The sequence below is a fragment of the Oribacterium sp. P6A1 genome, from assembly GCF_000702885.1.
GTDB lineage: Bacteria > Bacillota > Clostridia > Lachnospirales > Lachnospiraceae > Oribacterium.
In genome coordinates, this window is record NZ_JNKO01000025.1 from 1 (window position 1) to 15,617 (window position 15,617).

General features: G+C 44.2%; 18 protein-coding genes. 16 read left to right on the forward strand and 2 right to left on the reverse strand.

From position 1 onward, the window contains the following. The first annotated feature begins 238 nt into the window (after nt 1–238). Nucleotides 239–1,492 (forward strand): ATP-binding protein, encoded by a 1,254-nt coding sequence (locus T515_RS12885; protein ID WP_036611945.1) that lies wholly within the window; start codon nt 239–241, stop codon nt 1,490–1,492. 145 nt (nt 1,493–1,637) lie between these two features. On the opposite strand, the gene T515_RS12890 is transcribed toward T515_RS12885, so the two are convergent. Next, nucleotides 1,638–1,949, reverse strand: a complete 312-nt coding sequence (locus T515_RS12890) for a hypothetical protein (protein WP_197026452.1) — start codon at nt 1,947–1,949, stop codon at nt 1,638–1,640. A gap of 6 nt (nt 1,950–1,955) precedes the next feature. On the opposite strand from T515_RS12890, the gene T515_RS16785 reads away from it, so the two are divergent. The 10 genes from T515_RS16785 (at nt 1,956) to T515_RS12940 (ending at nt 11,873) form a co-directional block, all read left to right on the forward strand. After that, a complete protein-coding gene (locus T515_RS16785) occupies nt 1,956–2,255 on the forward strand; it encodes an acyltransferase (RefSeq protein ID WP_051671719.1) in 300 nt (99 codons plus the stop codon). Further along, complete coding sequence (locus T515_RS12900; RefSeq protein ID WP_036611948.1) at nt 2,252–2,545, forward strand: nuclear transport factor 2 family protein; 294 nt, start codon at nt 2,252–2,254, stop codon at nt 2,543–2,545. Before T515_RS16785 ends, T515_RS12900 begins: the two co-directional genes overlap by 4 nt. Nucleotides 2,546–2,743: 198 nt before the next feature. Beyond that, nucleotides 2,744–3,490 (forward strand): 5'-methylthioadenosine/adenosylhomocysteine nucleosidase, encoded by a 747-nt coding sequence (locus T515_RS12905; RefSeq protein WP_051671729.1) that lies wholly within the window; start codon nt 2,744–2,746, stop codon nt 3,488–3,490. 93 nt (nt 3,491–3,583) lie between these two features. Beyond that, nucleotides 3,584–3,904 carry a hypothetical protein gene (locus T515_RS12910; RefSeq protein WP_036611951.1) on the forward strand — a complete coding sequence of 107 codons (321 nt, stop codon included), beginning with the start codon at nt 3,584–3,586 and terminating at the stop codon, nt 3,902–3,904. Nucleotides 3,905–4,084: 180 nt separating this feature from the next. Continuing rightward, on the forward strand, nt 4,085–5,353 hold the full coding sequence (locus tag T515_RS16790) for a sensor histidine kinase (protein WP_197026453.1): 1,269 nt from the start codon (nt 4,085–4,087) through the stop codon (nt 5,351–5,353). Between the two features lie 16 nt (nt 5,354–5,369). Further along, nucleotides 5,370–6,146, forward strand: a complete 777-nt coding sequence (locus T515_RS12920; RefSeq protein ID WP_036611954.1) for a response regulator — start codon at nt 5,370–5,372, stop codon at nt 6,144–6,146. A gap of 153 nt (nt 6,147–6,299) precedes the next feature. Beyond that, entirely contained in the window at nt 6,300–7,970 is a 1,671-nt protein-coding gene (locus T515_RS12925; RefSeq protein WP_036611956.1) for an amidohydrolase, read from the forward strand. 21 nt (nt 7,971–7,991) lie between these two features. Beyond that, complete coding sequence (locus tag T515_RS12930) at nt 7,992–9,641, forward strand: amidohydrolase (protein WP_051671721.1); 1,650 nt, start codon at nt 7,992–7,994, stop codon at nt 9,639–9,641. A gap of 8 nt (nt 9,642–9,649) precedes the next feature. Continuing rightward, nucleotides 9,650–11,620: a carboxylesterase family protein gene (locus tag T515_RS16795; protein WP_051671722.1), complete on the forward strand. Its 1,971-nt coding sequence runs from the start codon at nt 9,650–9,652 to the stop codon at nt 11,618–11,620. Between the two features lie 37 nt (nt 11,621–11,657). Continuing rightward, nucleotides 11,658–11,873 (forward strand): amidohydrolase family protein, encoded by a 216-nt coding sequence (locus tag T515_RS12940; protein ID WP_036611959.1) that lies wholly within the window; start codon nt 11,658–11,660, stop codon nt 11,871–11,873. A gap of 337 nt (nt 11,874–12,210) precedes the next feature. Here T515_RS12940 and T515_RS12950 read toward each other — a convergent pair whose 3' ends face one another. Beyond that, complete coding sequence (locus tag T515_RS12950) at nt 12,211–12,762, reverse strand: TetR family transcriptional regulator (protein ID WP_051671723.1); 552 nt, start codon at nt 12,760–12,762, stop codon at nt 12,211–12,213. Nucleotides 12,763–12,923: 161 nt separating this feature from the next. Here T515_RS12950 and T515_RS18040 point away from each other — a divergent pair, with 161 nt between their 5' ends. The 5 genes from T515_RS18040 to T515_RS12970 all read left to right on the forward strand — a co-directional run bounded on the left by T515_RS18040 (nt 12,924) and on the right by T515_RS12970 (nt 15,617). Next, complete coding sequence (locus T515_RS18040) at nt 12,924–13,472, forward strand: radical SAM protein (protein ID WP_242839382.1); 549 nt, start codon at nt 12,924–12,926, stop codon at nt 13,470–13,472. A gap of 32 nt (nt 13,473–13,504) precedes the next feature. After that, nucleotides 13,505–13,804 (forward strand): hypothetical protein, encoded by a 300-nt coding sequence (locus T515_RS18045; protein ID WP_242839383.1) that lies wholly within the window; start codon nt 13,505–13,507, stop codon nt 13,802–13,804. 175 nt (nt 13,805–13,979) lie between these two features. After that, nucleotides 13,980–14,747, forward strand: a complete 768-nt coding sequence (locus tag T515_RS12960) for a PrsW family glutamic-type intramembrane protease (RefSeq protein WP_036611963.1) — start codon at nt 13,980–13,982, stop codon at nt 14,745–14,747. A 208-nt stretch (nt 14,748–14,955) separates the two neighbouring features. Then, a complete protein-coding gene (locus T515_RS18050) occupies nt 14,956–15,171 on the forward strand; it encodes a hypothetical protein (RefSeq protein ID WP_036611965.1) in 216 nt (71 codons plus the stop codon). Next, nucleotides 15,117–15,617: an HD domain-containing protein gene (locus T515_RS12970; protein WP_442950152.1), complete on the forward strand. Its 501-nt coding sequence runs from the start codon at nt 15,117–15,119 to the stop codon at nt 15,615–15,617. The genes T515_RS18050 and T515_RS12970 overlap by 55 nt, the downstream gene beginning before the upstream one ends.

The window sequence follows — 15,617 nt, forward strand, 5'->3', positions numbered from 1 at the left end:
GCACTATCGATTATATCCATGAACTTAGATTGCCTCCTCAGGCTTTCTTTGTTCCAAAAATTGATTTTGATATTTTCAAGGTACAATTGTTTATATGAGGCAGCCGTCTGAAAAAATTAGGCGGTTGCTGAGCATACACTAATTAAGTAAGACGTAAATGCGACGTAAAAAATTACGTTGCATTTACGTCTTACTTATCATATGATGATATTGAAATGAATTTTAGGAGGAATTGCCAATGAAAGAAACAAGAACTCTAGAATATAAATCAGAAGTGACAAATTCATTTTTGAAAACAGTGAGTGCTTTTTCTAATTTTGGAACTGGAAAAATATTGTTTGGAATTGCTGATGATGGAGCGGTCATTGGTATAGATAATCCAGATCAGAAATGTCTCGATATTGAAAATAAAATTAATGATTCCATTTCTCCTAAGCCTGATTATTCTCTTTCAATTAATAGGTTAAATAATGTTATAACATTAGATATAACTGAAGGAAGATATAAGCCATATTTATACAAGGGAAAAGCATATCGAAGAAGTGATACTGCTTCTGTTGAGGTTGACCAGATTGAATTAAAAAGACTTACTCTTGAGGGAAATAATCTATACTTTGAATCATTAGTCAATGAGGATGAGGATATGACTTTTGAAGAGCTTGAGAAAAGTCTTATTGAAAAATTAGGAATAACAAAAGTTAATGACGATACACTTAGGACGTTAGGACTTTATACAAAAGAAGGGCTGCTTAATAATGCGGCTTCATTGTTATCTGATAAAAATAATTTTTCTGGAATTGATGTTGCTCGTTTTGGTAACTCTATTGATGAAATACTAGATCGCGAGAGCTTTACTCATATGTCTATAATTACACAGTATAATAAGGCTCTTAATATGTATAGAAGATACTATCAATATGAGCAAATTAAAGGTTTTGATAGAGTTTTGGTAGAAAAGGTCCCAGAAAAAGCATTTCGTGAAGCAGTTGCAAATGCACTAGTACATAGAACATGGGATATAAATGCAAATATTAGGATATCAATGTTCGAGGATAAGATTGAGATTTCTTCGCCTGGTGGGTTGCCAAGTGGAATTAGTGAGGATGAATATTTACATGGCAATATTTCAACATTGAGAAATCCTGTATTAGGGAACATTTTCTTTAGATTGCACTATATTGAGATGTTTGGTACTGGAATAAAACGAATTTTGGATGCATACAAAGAATGCCCAATAAAGCCACAGTTTGAAATAAAAGATAATTCAATTACTGTCACACTGCCTGTATTATCTGCAACAATGTCGGTTACATCTGATGAAAATAAATTGCTAGAGTTGTTAACTGGTGAGATGCGCTATAGTAGCAGTGAAATAGCAGAAAAGCTCAATTGGAGCAAAGATAAAACAGTACGAATCTTGAATGCTTTGGTGGACGTAGGATATGTTACAAAATATGGAACGGGGAGGGGAACAAGATACTCAAAAAAGTAGATGCGGGGCAGTTTTAAGTGTAAATCAATAGCAGGGCGTTATAGTTGGTATGGTTGTTGCGCTGGTTACTCAGGCTTTAACGCTATGGGGAGAAGAAGGATTACTTTGACTAAAAAATCCCTAATAGGATTTAAAATGGTAATTCTTACAGAGGAAATGCGACCGCTTCGTTGTATAACTTCTGTAATACTTTAATAAAAGCATCAAGGCTATGACGTTGATCCGCTTTATGAGTGCAGAGGACGCATGAAAAACTATCATCGCAGTCATAAGGAATCCAGGCAAACTGTCCGCTGTGGTCATTAAGAAAACCGGGAGCCAGACAGATTCCTTTGCCTGAAGCAACGTTAGTAAGTGTGGTGTCATGATCTGGACTATTAAAATATTCAATTTTACCTGATGAAATAAGCTTTTGCTGAACGGAGCGGAGAAGTGCCGGTGAGCCACCACCTACCATAAGAGTGTGACCATAAATGTCTTCATCAGTAATAAGATTTTTGCCAGCAAGAGGATCATTCTTAAATATACCTATGGAAAAGTCACTGTAAAGAAAAATGCATGGCTTGGCCTTAATGTAACTATCTGTCCTGGCGTAACCATCGGAGAATATGCAGTCGTTGGAGCGGGAGCTGTTGTTACAAAAGATGTACCTGCGTATGCGGTTGTAGGTGGTGTACCTGCTAAGGTAATCAAGATGCTGGATCCAGCGGAACAGAAGAAGAAAAAATTTCAGAACTATATAAAGACTACTGGGATTATATGATAGAGAAAAACATAGAAGGTCTCAGAAGTCTTATGTCTGCAGATTACTGTCTTTATCATATGACAGGAGTAAGGCAGTCTGCTGATGAATTTATAGAGGGATTAAAGAATGGTACTTTCAATTATTATTCAGCCGAGCATGAGGACATTGCCGTAAGTGTTGATGGTGATGAGGCAACCATTGAAGAAATGGCAGAAATCGCCAAGCTTGATAAGAACGAGAGATATTATCATAGAACAGATGAACAGCTTATTCAGTTTGCTGGTTGGAAACCGGATTTTGAAAAATAAAGTATGTGGCCGACATTGTCTCGCTTTGACTCGTTTTGTCTCGTCTTGACCGTCAAGTATGTATTCTTGAATTTTAAATTCAAGAATATATAGTAAAATAGAAGAGGGGGCTGTCCCACTTGATTGCCCATGATAATGGAAACGAGGTGATTAAATTTGAGAAAAAGAAGTATTACGCTGATGTCTGTAGTAATTGCAATGGTACTTTGCTGCATACTCATAGGATGCGGGGAAAAGGCTAAGTCATCGGTAAAAACCGGAATTATCGGAGCTATGGATGAGGAAGTGGATACCCTTAAGCAGGAGCTGGAAAACGTAAAGGTAACAGATATTGGCTGGATGGAGTTCTATGAAGGAAATCTTGACGGTGAGGATGTAGTTATCGTTAAGTGCGGAATCGGTAAGGTTAATGCGGGGGCTTGCGCTCAGGTTCTTATTACGAATTTTGGTGTGGACAGGATTATTAATACCGGTGTGGCAGGCTCACTTGATGCTTCGATAGATATTGGAGATTTTGTGGTATCAACCGATGCGGTGCAGCACGACTTTGACCTGACTGCCATAGGGAATCAAAAGGGAGAGCTTGATGGGATAGGCTCTGTTTCTTTGCCGGCAGATGAGACCATGATGGCAAATGCCGTCAGCGCTATTAGAGAATGTGCACCGGAAGTTAATGTTTTTGAGGGCAGAGTCTGCACGGGAGATCAGTTCATCTCATCAGATGAGCAAAAAAGGAATATAACATCTGAGTTTGGAGGACTTTGCTGTGAGATGGAAGGCGGAGCAATAGCTCAGATCTGCTACCAGAACAATGTACCCTTTGTTATCATCAGAGCCATTTCAGATAAGGCGGACGGCTCTGCCACAGTGGATTATCCAACCTTTGAAAAAGAAGCAGCGGCAAGATGCGCATCCATCGTGCATTACATGGTTACAAACAAGTAACGCATAATCTCAAAAACAAAAAAATCTATTGAAAAATAGCCCTATTTTGTTATAACAAGCCTCCTATATATAGGTTTATATATAGGAGGGGTTATGTACTACGATTTTTGGGTGGATTTACCTGATGCGCCAGGGAAATATATTTTTGAAAAAAGAGGCGGAACGACATATGTGAAGTACGAATACGATAGGATTTACGATCCTGAAAAACAGATCACCTATCCGAAACGTGCAACAATCGGAAAGCTTTCGGATGACAGGATGATGATACAGCCAAATCAAACTTTTTTGACTTACATTTTTATCGAAAGAGGAGACTATCGTAACCAAAGGATCGGCGCAGGGAGAACTGCAAGCATAAAGGTGGAGTTTATAGAGAACGAAGATAAAAGCCTCTGTCTTTCGCAGCAGTAAAGAACTGTCATTTTTACGTAAATATAGTATAAATCTGGAAGGTATGTGTCAAAGGAAATGAAGATGAGGATGATAAAGATCGATAATAAGACATTCTGTTTGCTTGTGTCCGCGCTCATGTTCCTTTTAACGTTTTTTGCCTTTGCAGTATCGGTGAAAAATAATATTTTCAGAGACTCAATGTTCATGTTAAGGATCATCTATCTTATCAGTCTCGTTTTTTTGACAGTTTTTTCGGGATATATGTGCTTCAGGGATAGCTACCTTGGAGCAATGGGCTATTTTACCCTCTTTCTCTTTAATCTTTTTGTTGCGGTATTCTTTGCAGCTCTTACAGGCAGTGTTTACGGGATGCCGGGGCATAGCCACGCTATTGATGTACTTACAGGCTTAGATTATTTTTTTTCCATGACCTGTTTCCTGACCTTATGGCTCTATCAGAAGAGATTTCTTGAGGAAACAGCCGTCACACGCATGGTTACCGTGCTTATCTCCATTGGGGTTATCATTTATTCCGTTGCCATTCTCGTCAACAGATTCAGGCCGGTTCTTTTTCTTGTCACTGATGAGGGATTATATTCTGATGTCATTGAGGATCATATCAGCATCCTTCTGGATTTATTCTGTCTGATATCATTGTCGGTTGCTACCTTGCTTTCCAAATTGAGCAGAACCCGGAAACTTTCTTTTATATGCTGTATCTTTTCTCCCGTACTATTTTCCATGCTGTCTCTGAATCTGGACGTTTTAAACAAGTATGTATCGGTGTGGGGTCTGGCGACAGTTGTGTTTATGATGCCGGTCTGCCTTATGTTTTTTAACGTAAATGATGAACTTGAGAAGGATAATCTAAGATACGAAAAGGAACAGGTTCAACTTCAGGTCTCAGCCATGATCTCGCAGATGCAGCCCCATTTCCTTTGTAATTCTTTGGCGGTCATCGAAGCCTTGTGTGAGGAAGATCCGGGGCTTGCTGCCAGAGCCATAGGTGAATTCTCGGAGTATCTGCGTGAGAATATTGATTTTGCCGATAAAAGCGAGCCTGTTTCTTTTTCGGAAGAATTGAATCACATTAAAACTTATGTATGGCTTGAAAAGCTTCGTTTTCAAAACAAACTGAACATTGAATTCGATATAAACTGCACTTCTTTCCTTGTTCCGGCGCTTTCGGTCCAGCCTATAGTTGAAAATGCAATAAAACATGGTGTCTGTGAGAAAAAAGATGGAGGGACTGTGAGGATCGGTTCGTTTGAAACGGGTGAGCACTATATTGTATCGGTAGCTGACGACGGAACCGGATTTGATGCTGCAGTGCATGAGGATAACGGGAGAAAGCATCTTGGAATAGAGAATTCCCGATACCGGATCCGGGAAATGGTAGGTGGAAGTCTTACTATCGAGAGCACTCCGGGCAAAGGAACAAAGGTAACCATAAGGATTCCCAAATAAATGAAAGGCATGGAGAATGAGAATACTTGTTGTAGAAGATGAACCCATCCTGTTAAGGCAATTGACCAAACGTGTTCATGAGGCTCTGCCGGAAGCTGAGATAGTGGCTTTTGATAATGCCGATGATACGCTTGCTGCCTTACCTTTAGGGGTGATCAATATTGCATTTCTGGATATAGCGATAGGAGCCATGACAGGCGTTGACCTGGCAAGGTGCATTAAAACAGCATATCCCGGGTGCGACATAGTTTTTACCACCGGATACAGCGAGTACGCTCACAAAGCCTTCGAACTGGGAGCCAGTGACTATCTTATGAAGCCTGTTACGGTAGAAAAGATAGAGCATGCATTATCGCAGCTTCGGCATAATGCCATTAAAGGGAACATGGGGAAGGGATTGTCTATCCAGTGCTTTGGTGATTTTGAAGTGTTTTATAACAGAGAGCCTGTCGTATCCTTTACAAAACGTTCGAAAGAGCTTTTGGCCTATCTGATAAACAAGGCCGGTGTTCTCTGTCCGGTCACTGAAATCTGTAATGTCATATTCCGGGACAGTTCCGACTCTTATATTCGTGTCGCAAAGAAGGACCTCTTAAAGACATTATCAGACATAGGTGAGGCAGATATTCTGATCCAGGGATGGGGAGTGCTGGGAATCGACAGAAAAAAGGTACGGTGTGACTATTTTGACTATCTTGACGGAAAGCCGGGTGCCGTGAATCTTTATTATGGTGCTTATATGTCCCAGTATGACTGGGCGCATGGAAACAATCTGTTAAAACCAGGCAAATAAGTAACCCCTTTTTGGTTTTGGTGAGGGTGCATTAACAGTCTTAATAACTTAAGACTGTTAATGCACCCTCACCACTTTTATGTTTTAACGGACTTTTAACATTTATTTAAGTACAATGACTGTATATTGTTTGGCTTAATTAAAGGAGGCTCTATGAAGGCAGACATAATCATAAGAAACGCAAAAATCTTTACATCGAACACGAAAACCCTGCGGGCTACAGCCCTTGCGGTAAAGGATGGCAAATTTGTTTATGTCGGCGATGATGCCGGTCTTTCGGATTATGAGGGCGAGGTGACGGATCTTGACGGGAAATTCATAATGCCGGGAATCATCGACAGCCATGTCCATGTTACCATGCCCGTCGGATTTGAGTATAAGGATATGGGCGAGTATATCGTGTGTGACAGCAAAAAGGAAGCCCTTGGCTTTATAGCTGATCATATTAAGAACAATCCGGGCAAGGAGAGCTACAATTTCCTTCTGGAGCGTGTTTTTCTACATGGTGAAGAGATTACAAAGGAAGATCTTGATGCTGTCTGTGCCGACAGTGAGATCATGATCTTAGAGGGTGAGGCACACAGCATATGGGCAAATTCAAAGCTTCTTAAGCGTCATGGCATTACGGATGATATCATCGATCCCGTGCCGGGACTTAGTTACTATGTGCGTAAAGATGGACATATAACAGGAAATATATTTGAAGCGGCTGCGGAAACCCGCTTTCTGATCGATGGTGCGGAAAAACTGACAGATGAACAGATAGATGCCGCCTTAAAGCGTTGGTTCGATTTTTCTGTCAATGCAGGGGTCGTGGGTGTCTTTGATGCCGGTATTCCGGAATGCAATGATTTTCATGAGAGGGTTTACAGACAATTAAAAAAATTTGATGAGGAAGGAGAGCTTCCCGTTTATATAGACGGCTGCTATGTGATCACACAGCCCCGCCAGGTGCCGGAGGCGATAAAAAAGCTTAAGAGCTTTAACAGTGAATTTAATACGAAACACCTTAAGGTGCATACCTTAAAGATTTTCAATGACGGTACCTTAAAGATTGAAACGGCAGCACTTGTGACACCTTATGAAGATACCGGGGACAAGGGAACGGCTGCTTTCAATAAGGATCAGATCGCAGAGCTTCTTATTCAGCTTAATGAGGCAGGACTTGACCTGCACCTGCACACTGTAGGTGAGGGCGCATCCCGTAATGTACTTGACGGTGTGGAGATGGCTAAGAAGGAGCTTGGGGATAAGTACCATGTGAAAGTCACCTGTGCACATCTTGAGATTCAGGATGACGCGGATATTGACCGTTTCGCAAAGTTAGGTGTTAACGCCAATTATACACCATGGTGGCATGCAGGAAACATGGGCGGAGATCCTTATAAGACGTGGTGCGAGCTGCTTGGTGAGGAGCGTGCGGGTAAGATGTACCGCTGTAAGTCGGTCTGGAAGACCGGTGCCAATGTTACATGGTCCAGCGATGATATCCACTATGGTGATTTTAACAACTGGAGTCCGTACCTTGGCATGGAGGTCGGCATGACAAGGTGGATAAATGAGAAGACCAGAGCCGCCGAAACAGACTGGACCGTCAGAGCAAATCCTTCCGCCGATGAGCAAATGAGTATAGAAGAAATGATACTCGGATATACGATAAACGGAGCAAAGCAGCTTGGTATAGAAGACAGCAAGGGCTCTATTGAAAAGGGTAAGGATGCTGATTTCCTTATTTTTGATACTGACCTGCTTACTGCCAAGCATGAGGGCTTCAGCTATAACAAACCGACGGATGTGTATTTTGCGGGAAAGAAAGTAAATTAACAATAAGAGGAGATACAGATAATGAAAGCAAATAAGGTCATCTACGGTAATATCTACACAGTTGATAAGAAAAAGCCCAAGGCTGCGGCACTTGCGATTTCTGACGGAAAGTTCGTCTATGTGGGAGACGAAGAAGGCGTGAAGGAATATATTGACAAGGATACGGAGGAGATCCGGTATGATAAAGGTATCATTCTTCCGGGATTTGGAGAGGGACACGGTCATATCGCACCCGGAGGAACGGAAGCGCTTTTCTTTGTACATCTAAGTCCCATGGGTACCTTACAGGAACATCTTGCTGCTATAAAGAAGTTCATCCGGGAGCGTCCGGAGCTGGATGTTATTCAGGGCTCAGGCTTCATACCCACACCGGATATGGGACCGAACGGTCCCACTGCGGATCTGCTTAATGGTTTGACAGACAAACCGATCGTTCTTGCGGATATAGGTCATCATTCTTATTGGGTGAATCATGCCGCAATGGATCGTCTGGGAATCGACAAAAACACGTCGGATATAAGTGACGGAATAATCACCCGGGATGATCAGGGGAATCCCACCGGTTATTTCCGTGAGGGTGCTATGGATCTGCTAAAGGAGCTTACCGTGTTCTCGGTTGAGCAGTATAAGGAGGGATTCCTGCACTATCAGGAGGAATATCTGGCTCATGGAGAGACCCTGATCCTTGAACCTATCATCAACTGGGATACTACAGACAATGCCGCACTTGCCTGCCATGAGCTTGATATGGAAGGAAAGCTTAAAATGCATGTCTATGCCGCTTATCAGGTATTTCAGGCGGAAGGTCATGATACTATGGCAGAGATAGAACATGCGGCAGAGCTTAGAAAGAAGACCAAGGGGCGCATGTTCGAGCTTAACAATATCAAGATACAGATAGACGGTACGATGCCGGGGACACCTTCGACAGCATATATGAAGCAGCCTTACACAGATCCGTGGTCTGTCGAGCATCAGCATCATGGGCAGCTTCGCTTTGACATGGAAACCCTTATTAAAATATACAAAAAATCTCATGAGCTGGGATTTACGGTACACGCTCATGCCATAGGAGACGGGGCACTCTGCATGGCTCTGGATGCCATAGAGAAGGCATTGGAGGAGACAGGACCTCACGATTACAGGGATGCCATAACTCATCTTCAGGTGGTAGACAGGGAGGATATCCCCCGTATGGCTAAACTAAATGTTATAGCTTCTACAGATCCTCACTGGTTTGATTTCGAGCCGGAATATTTTCAGATGATGGTCGCTGTTCTTGGCGAAGAACGTGCTGAAAATCAGCTTCCGATGAAGGCATTCTTTGATGCCGGAGTTACGGTAACCTCTGCCAGTGATTATCCTGTTACAAATCCGGCCTATCCGCTTACAGGCATACAGAAAGGTGTGATTCGTCAGCTTCCCGGACGTCCGGACACACTGCATAATGCGAGCGAGCGCGTAACGATAGAGCAGATGATCGAAGCGACCACCATTAATGAGGCTTATCAGATGCTTTGTGATGACAGGCTGGGCAGTATTACTGTCGGGAAGGAAGCAGATTTGGTGGTACTTGGTGATGATATTACCAAGTGCGATTCGGAGCATATCCAGGATTCGCCCGTGCTTGGAACCATGGTGGGCGGAGAGTGGGTCTACACTCACGCTTAAAAAAAATCATGAAGAAGTTATTTACAATCGATGATTTTATGGTGGCTTTCATCTCGGCGCTGGGCTATGGCTTTGGCTATACGATTCCGATGTATCTGGGCTGGACGCAGCCTGCGTGCATAGCGGTCTGCTTTGCCCTCGGAATTACGCTGGAGGAGCTCATCAGCAGGATCGTTTTCAGCAAGACCGTCCAGCAAAAAACGGTCAACCGGGTATTCACTTATGTGGCGATCCTGCTTATTTTCCTGATCGCCGAGTTTGTTTCGAGGCATTTGCTGGGCACGTCCCTGATAGAAGACCTGGAGGAAGAGTTTGCGTGGGTTGTGGGTCTTCCCATTGTCGGCTTTGTGGTGAATCTGTGCATACGTGGATATCGTGTCAGAAAGATTTGCAAGCTTTACGGGGACGGAAGCGAGGGCTATGTGTTCGACGTGACGGACAGGGACATCGAGGAAGTGAATCAGCGGAACCGGGCTGTTCACGGTGAATATGATGTCGAGTGTGCGGTCAGGACGCGAACCGGCATCTACGTCGGGGAGAAGTACAAGGAGACACGAATCTTTTGGGGGATTCCCTACGCAAAGTCTCCGGTAGGCGAACTGAGATGGAAGGCACCCGAGCCGCTCCCTGCGTCGGAGACGGTGTTTGAGGCCAAGAACTTCGGCGCCTCGGCCATACAGGTGGAGCATAAGGGCTCGATCATCAGGCATCACCGGCAGAGCGAGGACTGCCTGTACCTGAATATAGCCACCGGGGACGAAAAGACGGAAGCGAAAAAGCCGGTGCTTGTGCTGTTCCACCACGGAGATTTTACCTACGGCGGCGCGGTCGATCCGCTGCTGTACGGTGAGGATTATGTAAATGCGAATCAGGATGTAGTGCTTGTCAGTTTTAATTATCGCCTCGGTATCTTCGGGTTCATTGATTTTTCTGAGGTTCCCGGCGGGGAGGCCTGCCCGGACACCCTGAACCTCGGGCTGCTGGATCAAATCGCGGCACTGAAGTGGATCAGGGAAAACATCGGAGCCTTCGGGGGTGATCCCGAGCGGATCACGGTGCTGGGCTTCGAGTCCGGCGCGACCTGCATCTGCCTGCTGGCCGCCAGCGAGCAGGTGAGGGGTCTGTTCCGGAGGGCCTTCGTGTTCGACGGCAGCCCGGAGTCTGCCTGTGATACGCCGGATGCCTCCAGAGCCCTGGCAAAAGCATTGTTGAAAGAAACAAACACTTCGACGATGGCGGAGCTTTTGCACCTGGATACGGAAGCTCTAAAAGACGCTGTGCAAAGGCTTTGGATGAGCATGTGCACACCGACCTGTGACGGAAAACTGATCCCTAAGCAGGTGTATGAGGCATATCGAAACGGAGCCGCTTCGGGTATCGAGTTTATCGTCGGCATTACCGGCGGGGGAATGCAGGTGATCCGATCCTCCGTCGGCAGTAAGAACTACAAGGACGCGGTAAAGGCGGCTGTGGACGACCTTCAGGGCGATATAGACGGTTCCGTCGCCGAGGCGATGCGGGCGTATATTAAGGCTCAGACATTGACTTCATCCGAGCTTGAGGCGAAATCAGAGCTGTACGGGCAATGGACTGCGTTGGGTATTTATCGTGTTGCGGCAAAGCTGTCGCAGGGTGGAAACAAGGTGCATCTGATGTACTGGGACGAAAAGGCACTGATCGAGAATCTGGGTTCGGGTACCGCAGACGTTCTAGCAACATTGCTCGGGAACAGCGAAGCACTACAGATGTATGGCAGCGTAATGAACGCGGATCTGTCCGAGATGCTCCGGGCTTTGTTGCTGAAATTTGTCAGCGGAGATGCCCTGCAGCTTTATCGCAACGAGATTTCGGGCTTCGACGGTCTCGACTGGGAGGCGTTTCCACAGGCACTTATCGTTGAAGACGGGAAATTAGCGTGCGATACGATTGAAGACAGAATAACAGAGGTCAAAGGATTGTTGGACTATATGTTGAAATGACGCGGACTTTCTTCTTATCTCCTTAACTAATGAGAGGATGAGCATTGAAGAGATGCTTTTGGGCTTTACGATCAATGGCGCAAAGCAGCTTGGTATTGTGGATAAAAAGGGTTCTATCACGGCCGGTAAGGATGCTGATTATCTGGTATTCGACAAAGACCTGCTTACCATAATATGTATATCATCTGCAGTGATGTTTGTTCTGTCAGAAGCACTTGCCTATCCGTTTTCATTCCTGTTTTTGCTGAGCTGATGGCAGCTGTTGTAGGAAGCATATTTATGTTTGCTTTACGCAGAAGGTACCATTATTAAAAAATTTATTCCATTGAGCATGGTTAGAGTTCTTATATAATAAGATAAACAGATATATCAGGTATATGAGACTGTACGAGAGATATTTTGATGATATAGATGCACTTAATGATGATAAGGGATGCTTTATAAGCAACAGTCAATAAAAAGTCTTCAGAGTTAAAGAAGCCTGCAACAGCATCAAAGCCTGCAACATCTAAAAAAGCCACAAAAAAGAAAGCTTCATCAAAGTAATAATACTTCATTAGAGAGTGTGTAATTTCAAAAGAAGAAGGAGACTACCGGTCATTGGTAGTCTCCATTTGTTTGCCGAGGAATATCTGTTTCAAGGTTTCAGGCATGGATTCGAACATCATCTGTACAGCTGTCCGTGAAGGGGTTATGTTATCGGTAAGCACCCATTCCCTTGTCATTCCAAGAGTCCCGTAGCAGTATAGCCTGATGCTGTACAGGATCTGAGTGTCGAGGGTATCCGTACCGAGGTTCTGCTTTGCCATCTGGGCATAACGCTCCACGAAATATTCAAGCATATATTGCCACATGGGAGTCTGCGAGTTGTCCTCGTAGGCTCTTTTATAAAAGATGCAGTCTTTTTTCATCCTGTCCAGAGCCTTAGCTGCTGAGTCGAGATCAAGAACATCCGTATCGTAGGCAGATTGAAAGATCATCCATGCCATTAGGTCATATTTGTCCTTGAAATGATAGTAGAATGTAGGGCGCTCAATCTCAGCTTCCTTACAGATCTCGGTTACCCGAATCTTGTCTATTGATTTATGGGATAGCAGCTTTCTAAGAGAATCTGCTATCCAAATCTTTGTTCTTTCAGCCATATCACACCCCGTTTCTTACAGAATATGAAATATGTAAGAATATATATCAGAATTATAATTCTGTAAGTGGATAATTACAAGTTTCGGTTGTATGTTATACACATAGTACAGGAGATAAATGCTCGTACGTGAACATGATTTAAGAAACGGAGGCGATTGATATGCATTTTACAGGAACCGTATACAGAAACCCATACTGGCCTACATGGCCTTTACTTGAGATCACACAGGGCTGTACTCATAACAAATGCAAGTTCTGTACCATGTACAAGGACGTTCCCTTCAGGATGTCCCCTATGGAGTGGATCGAGGAGGACTTAAAGGAACTGTCTGAGAGTGATCCAAATGCAAGAACAATACAGATACTTTCCGCAAATCCGCTTGTCTTAACATATGACAAGCTTGCACCAATCTTCGAGATGGTACATAGATACCTGCCCAAGATGGAATACATCTATTTGGCAGGAAGAGTATCTGACCTTAAGAACAAAACGGTGGAAGAGCTGAAGAAGCTTAAGGAACTGGGAATGAAAGAAATATCACTTGGTGTCGAGAGCGGAGATGACTGGACGCTTAATATGATAAACAAAGGCTATCACGCGGAGGATATCCTCGAGCAGTGTCATAAGCTTGAAGAAGCAGGGATTGATTACTGGATGACTTTTCTTAAGGCGTTGCCGGAAAGTCTCACAGTCGTGAGCACGCTATAAATTCTGCCAGGATATTCAGTCAGTGTAAGCCTATGCTTGTTGGAACAGGCGGTCTCACATTATTCCCCGGGACTCCGCTTCTGGAAGAGGCACAGAGTGGTGAATTTGATCCCCTTTCGGAAAAAGAGATGCTGGAGGAATTAAAGCTTTTTGTAGAGAACCTTGAATGTGACTGTTCATTTATCACGCATCATACGGTTTCGGGTAAGAACCTGACAGGACCTGATTTCTTAAAGCGTAAGGATCAGATTGTCGCAGCCCTTGATCATGAGATAAAGCATGGTAATCTTGGCAGAATGGCTGCACTCAGGCAGAGCAAGAGAACATTATAAGGAGTGATGAGATATGCGTTTTTCAGGAGGAATCAATTGTCCACCATATGCCGGTATAACGAGAATGTCTACAGCAGAATAGTGGAGAGAATCAGGAATCAATGGAGAATATATTGCATCTTCCCCAAAAAGATTCTGTGCTATAATAGGTAATCAAAAAAAGGAGACAACACACATGAACGCCATGTCTATTCTTTCAACAGCGATTACTATTGTTTTTCTTGGCTTACTGTATTGGAGAATGGTCAAGAGAGAAATTCCACAGCCCGTTGGCTGGCTGCAGGCCCTGCTTCCCATTGCTATCGGCTTGCTCTCTCATCCGTTGACGATTCCCTTCTCCATGCGCTACCTTAAGGCAATGGCAGCGGACCCGAATGCTGTGAAGCTGTCCGAAATGAACTTGATCCAGTCTTTGGAGCGCGCCCTCATTCTCGCCGGCGGTCTGGAGGAGATTGCCAAGCTGATCCTGATCATCGTTATACTGCTCATCTTTCGCAAAAAGGTTAAAAACGTTTATGAGTACATTCTGATCGGTGCGTGCGTGGGTATCGGCTTTTCCATTATTGAGGAGTTTTCTTATGGTGCAGACGATGCGACCATCGTCTCCACAATTGTGAGAATGATTTCTGTCCCTGCGCATATGACTTTCAATATGGTCATGGCGGAGTTTTTGGGAAGGGCGAAGTTCAGCAAACTGAACGGTAAAGGCTCTGTTGTTCTGAACTATGTGCTGGCGCTTCTTGTTCCCATTGTCGTCCATACGTTGTACGATGTATGCACTGCCTTCAACTCCAGTCTGATGAGGGGTGAGGTGAGCGGCATGATCAGAGCCCTAATTGGTTATGTGGCCCTGCTGATCTATGAGTTCATCGTTCTTGTTCGCTTCAAGAAGAAGACAGCGACGATCTGCGGCATGAGCACCCTGGTGAAAGAAGCGGCATAAGCCTGGCCGATTTCATAGCTCTTATGAATAGCAGAGCGTATTTTTCGATAACTTCCGGTTTGATGATAGTATATACGGGTCTAAGAGTACTCTTTTGATATAATGAAGTGAACACCTACCCTAAAAAGCTGGGATCACGCGAACCCTTCTGACACATAAAAGCAGAGATTGTATCAACGTAGATAGTATGGAGGAAGGAGCAGACACGATGAATCAGAAATTAAAAAAGAAGATTATCCTGAATATCCCTTATGTTGCAATAGGCCTGTTTGCTACCAATTTAGGAGAGGCCTGGCGCATAGCAGACGGGATAAATGCTTCAGCCAGATGGTCGAACACAAAAAAGGGGTGTCAAAATCCCTGCACAGCATGGACGTGCTGTATTTTTGCAATCAGCTGCTGGGAGAGCAGGTTCAGGCACTGACGATACCAGAATGCTATGCCTTGGTAATGAGCTGCTACCTCCATGATGTTGGCATGGGGATTTCCCGGGATAGCTTCGAAGCATTCACCCGGAAGTTGGATATGGAGGAATACCTGAAAAAGCACCCCAATCCCAAACCGGAAAAGGTCATCAGAGACTTTCATAACGAGCTGAGTGGCCTGTTCATTCGTAAATATGCAGATCTGTTCGATATTCCCTCCGAGGATCTGCTGTTTGCCATCATTCAGATTTCCCGGGGGCACAGGAAAACCAACCTATTCGACGAGACGGAGTATCCCGACATTCAGACATCGGATGGAGTCATCCGTACTTCATACCTTGCCGGGAAAATACAGGAGACGCTGGATTACTGCCACAAAGTGGCAGTAATCCAGCGTCTCCGATCTGCGAATTGCGCCGGAGCGGGTGGAGATTGTGGATGTTGA

Bases quoted from the DNA above. Each gene is read 5' to 3' on its own strand.
- T515_RS12885 (WP_036611945.1), top strand. From the start codon at position 239: ATGAAAGAAACAAGAACTCTAGAATATAAATCAGAAGTGACAAATTCA.
- T515_RS12890 (WP_197026452.1), bottom strand. From the start codon at position 1,949: ATGGTAGGTGGTGGCTCACCGGCACTTCTCCGCTCCGTTCAGCAAAAG.
- T515_RS12900 (WP_036611948.1), top strand. From the start codon at position 2,252: ATGATAGAGAAAAACATAGAAGGTCTCAGAAGTCTTATGTCTGCAGAT.
- T515_RS12905 (WP_051671729.1), top strand. From the start codon at position 2,744: ATGGTACTTTGCTGCATACTCATAGGATGCGGGGAAAAGGCTAAGTCA.
- T515_RS12910 (WP_036611951.1), top strand. From the start codon at position 3,584: ATGTACTACGATTTTTGGGTGGATTTACCTGATGCGCCAGGGAAATAT.
- T515_RS16790 (WP_197026453.1), top strand. From the start codon at position 4,085: ATGTTCATGTTAAGGATCATCTATCTTATCAGTCTCGTTTTTTTGACA.
- T515_RS12920 (WP_036611954.1), top strand. From the start codon at position 5,370: ATGAGAATACTTGTTGTAGAAGATGAACCCATCCTGTTAAGGCAATTG.
- T515_RS12925 (WP_036611956.1), top strand. From the start codon at position 6,300: ATGAAGGCAGACATAATCATAAGAAACGCAAAAATCTTTACATCGAAC.
- T515_RS12930 (WP_051671721.1), top strand. From the start codon at position 7,992: ATGAAAGCAAATAAGGTCATCTACGGTAATATCTACACAGTTGATAAG.
- T515_RS16795 (WP_051671722.1), top strand. From the start codon at position 9,650: ATGAAGAAGTTATTTACAATCGATGATTTTATGGTGGCTTTCATCTCG.
- T515_RS12940 (WP_036611959.1), top strand. From the start codon at position 11,658: ATGAGCATTGAAGAGATGCTTTTGGGCTTTACGATCAATGGCGCAAAG.
- T515_RS12950 (WP_051671723.1), bottom strand. From the start codon at position 12,762: ATGGCTGAAAGAACAAAGATTTGGATAGCAGATTCTCTTAGAAAGCTG.
- T515_RS18040 (WP_242839382.1), top strand. From the start codon at position 12,924: ATGCATTTTACAGGAACCGTATACAGAAACCCATACTGGCCTACATGG.
- T515_RS18045 (WP_242839383.1), top strand. From the start codon at position 13,505: ATGCTTGTTGGAACAGGCGGTCTCACATTATTCCCCGGGACTCCGCTT.
- T515_RS12960 (WP_036611963.1), top strand. From the start codon at position 13,980: ATGAACGCCATGTCTATTCTTTCAACAGCGATTACTATTGTTTTTCTT.
- T515_RS18050 (WP_036611965.1), top strand. From the start codon at position 14,956: ATGAATCAGAAATTAAAAAAGAAGATTATCCTGAATATCCCTTATGTT.
- T515_RS12970 (WP_442950152.1), top strand. From the start codon at position 15,117: ATGGACGTGCTGTATTTTTGCAATCAGCTGCTGGGAGAGCAGGTTCAG.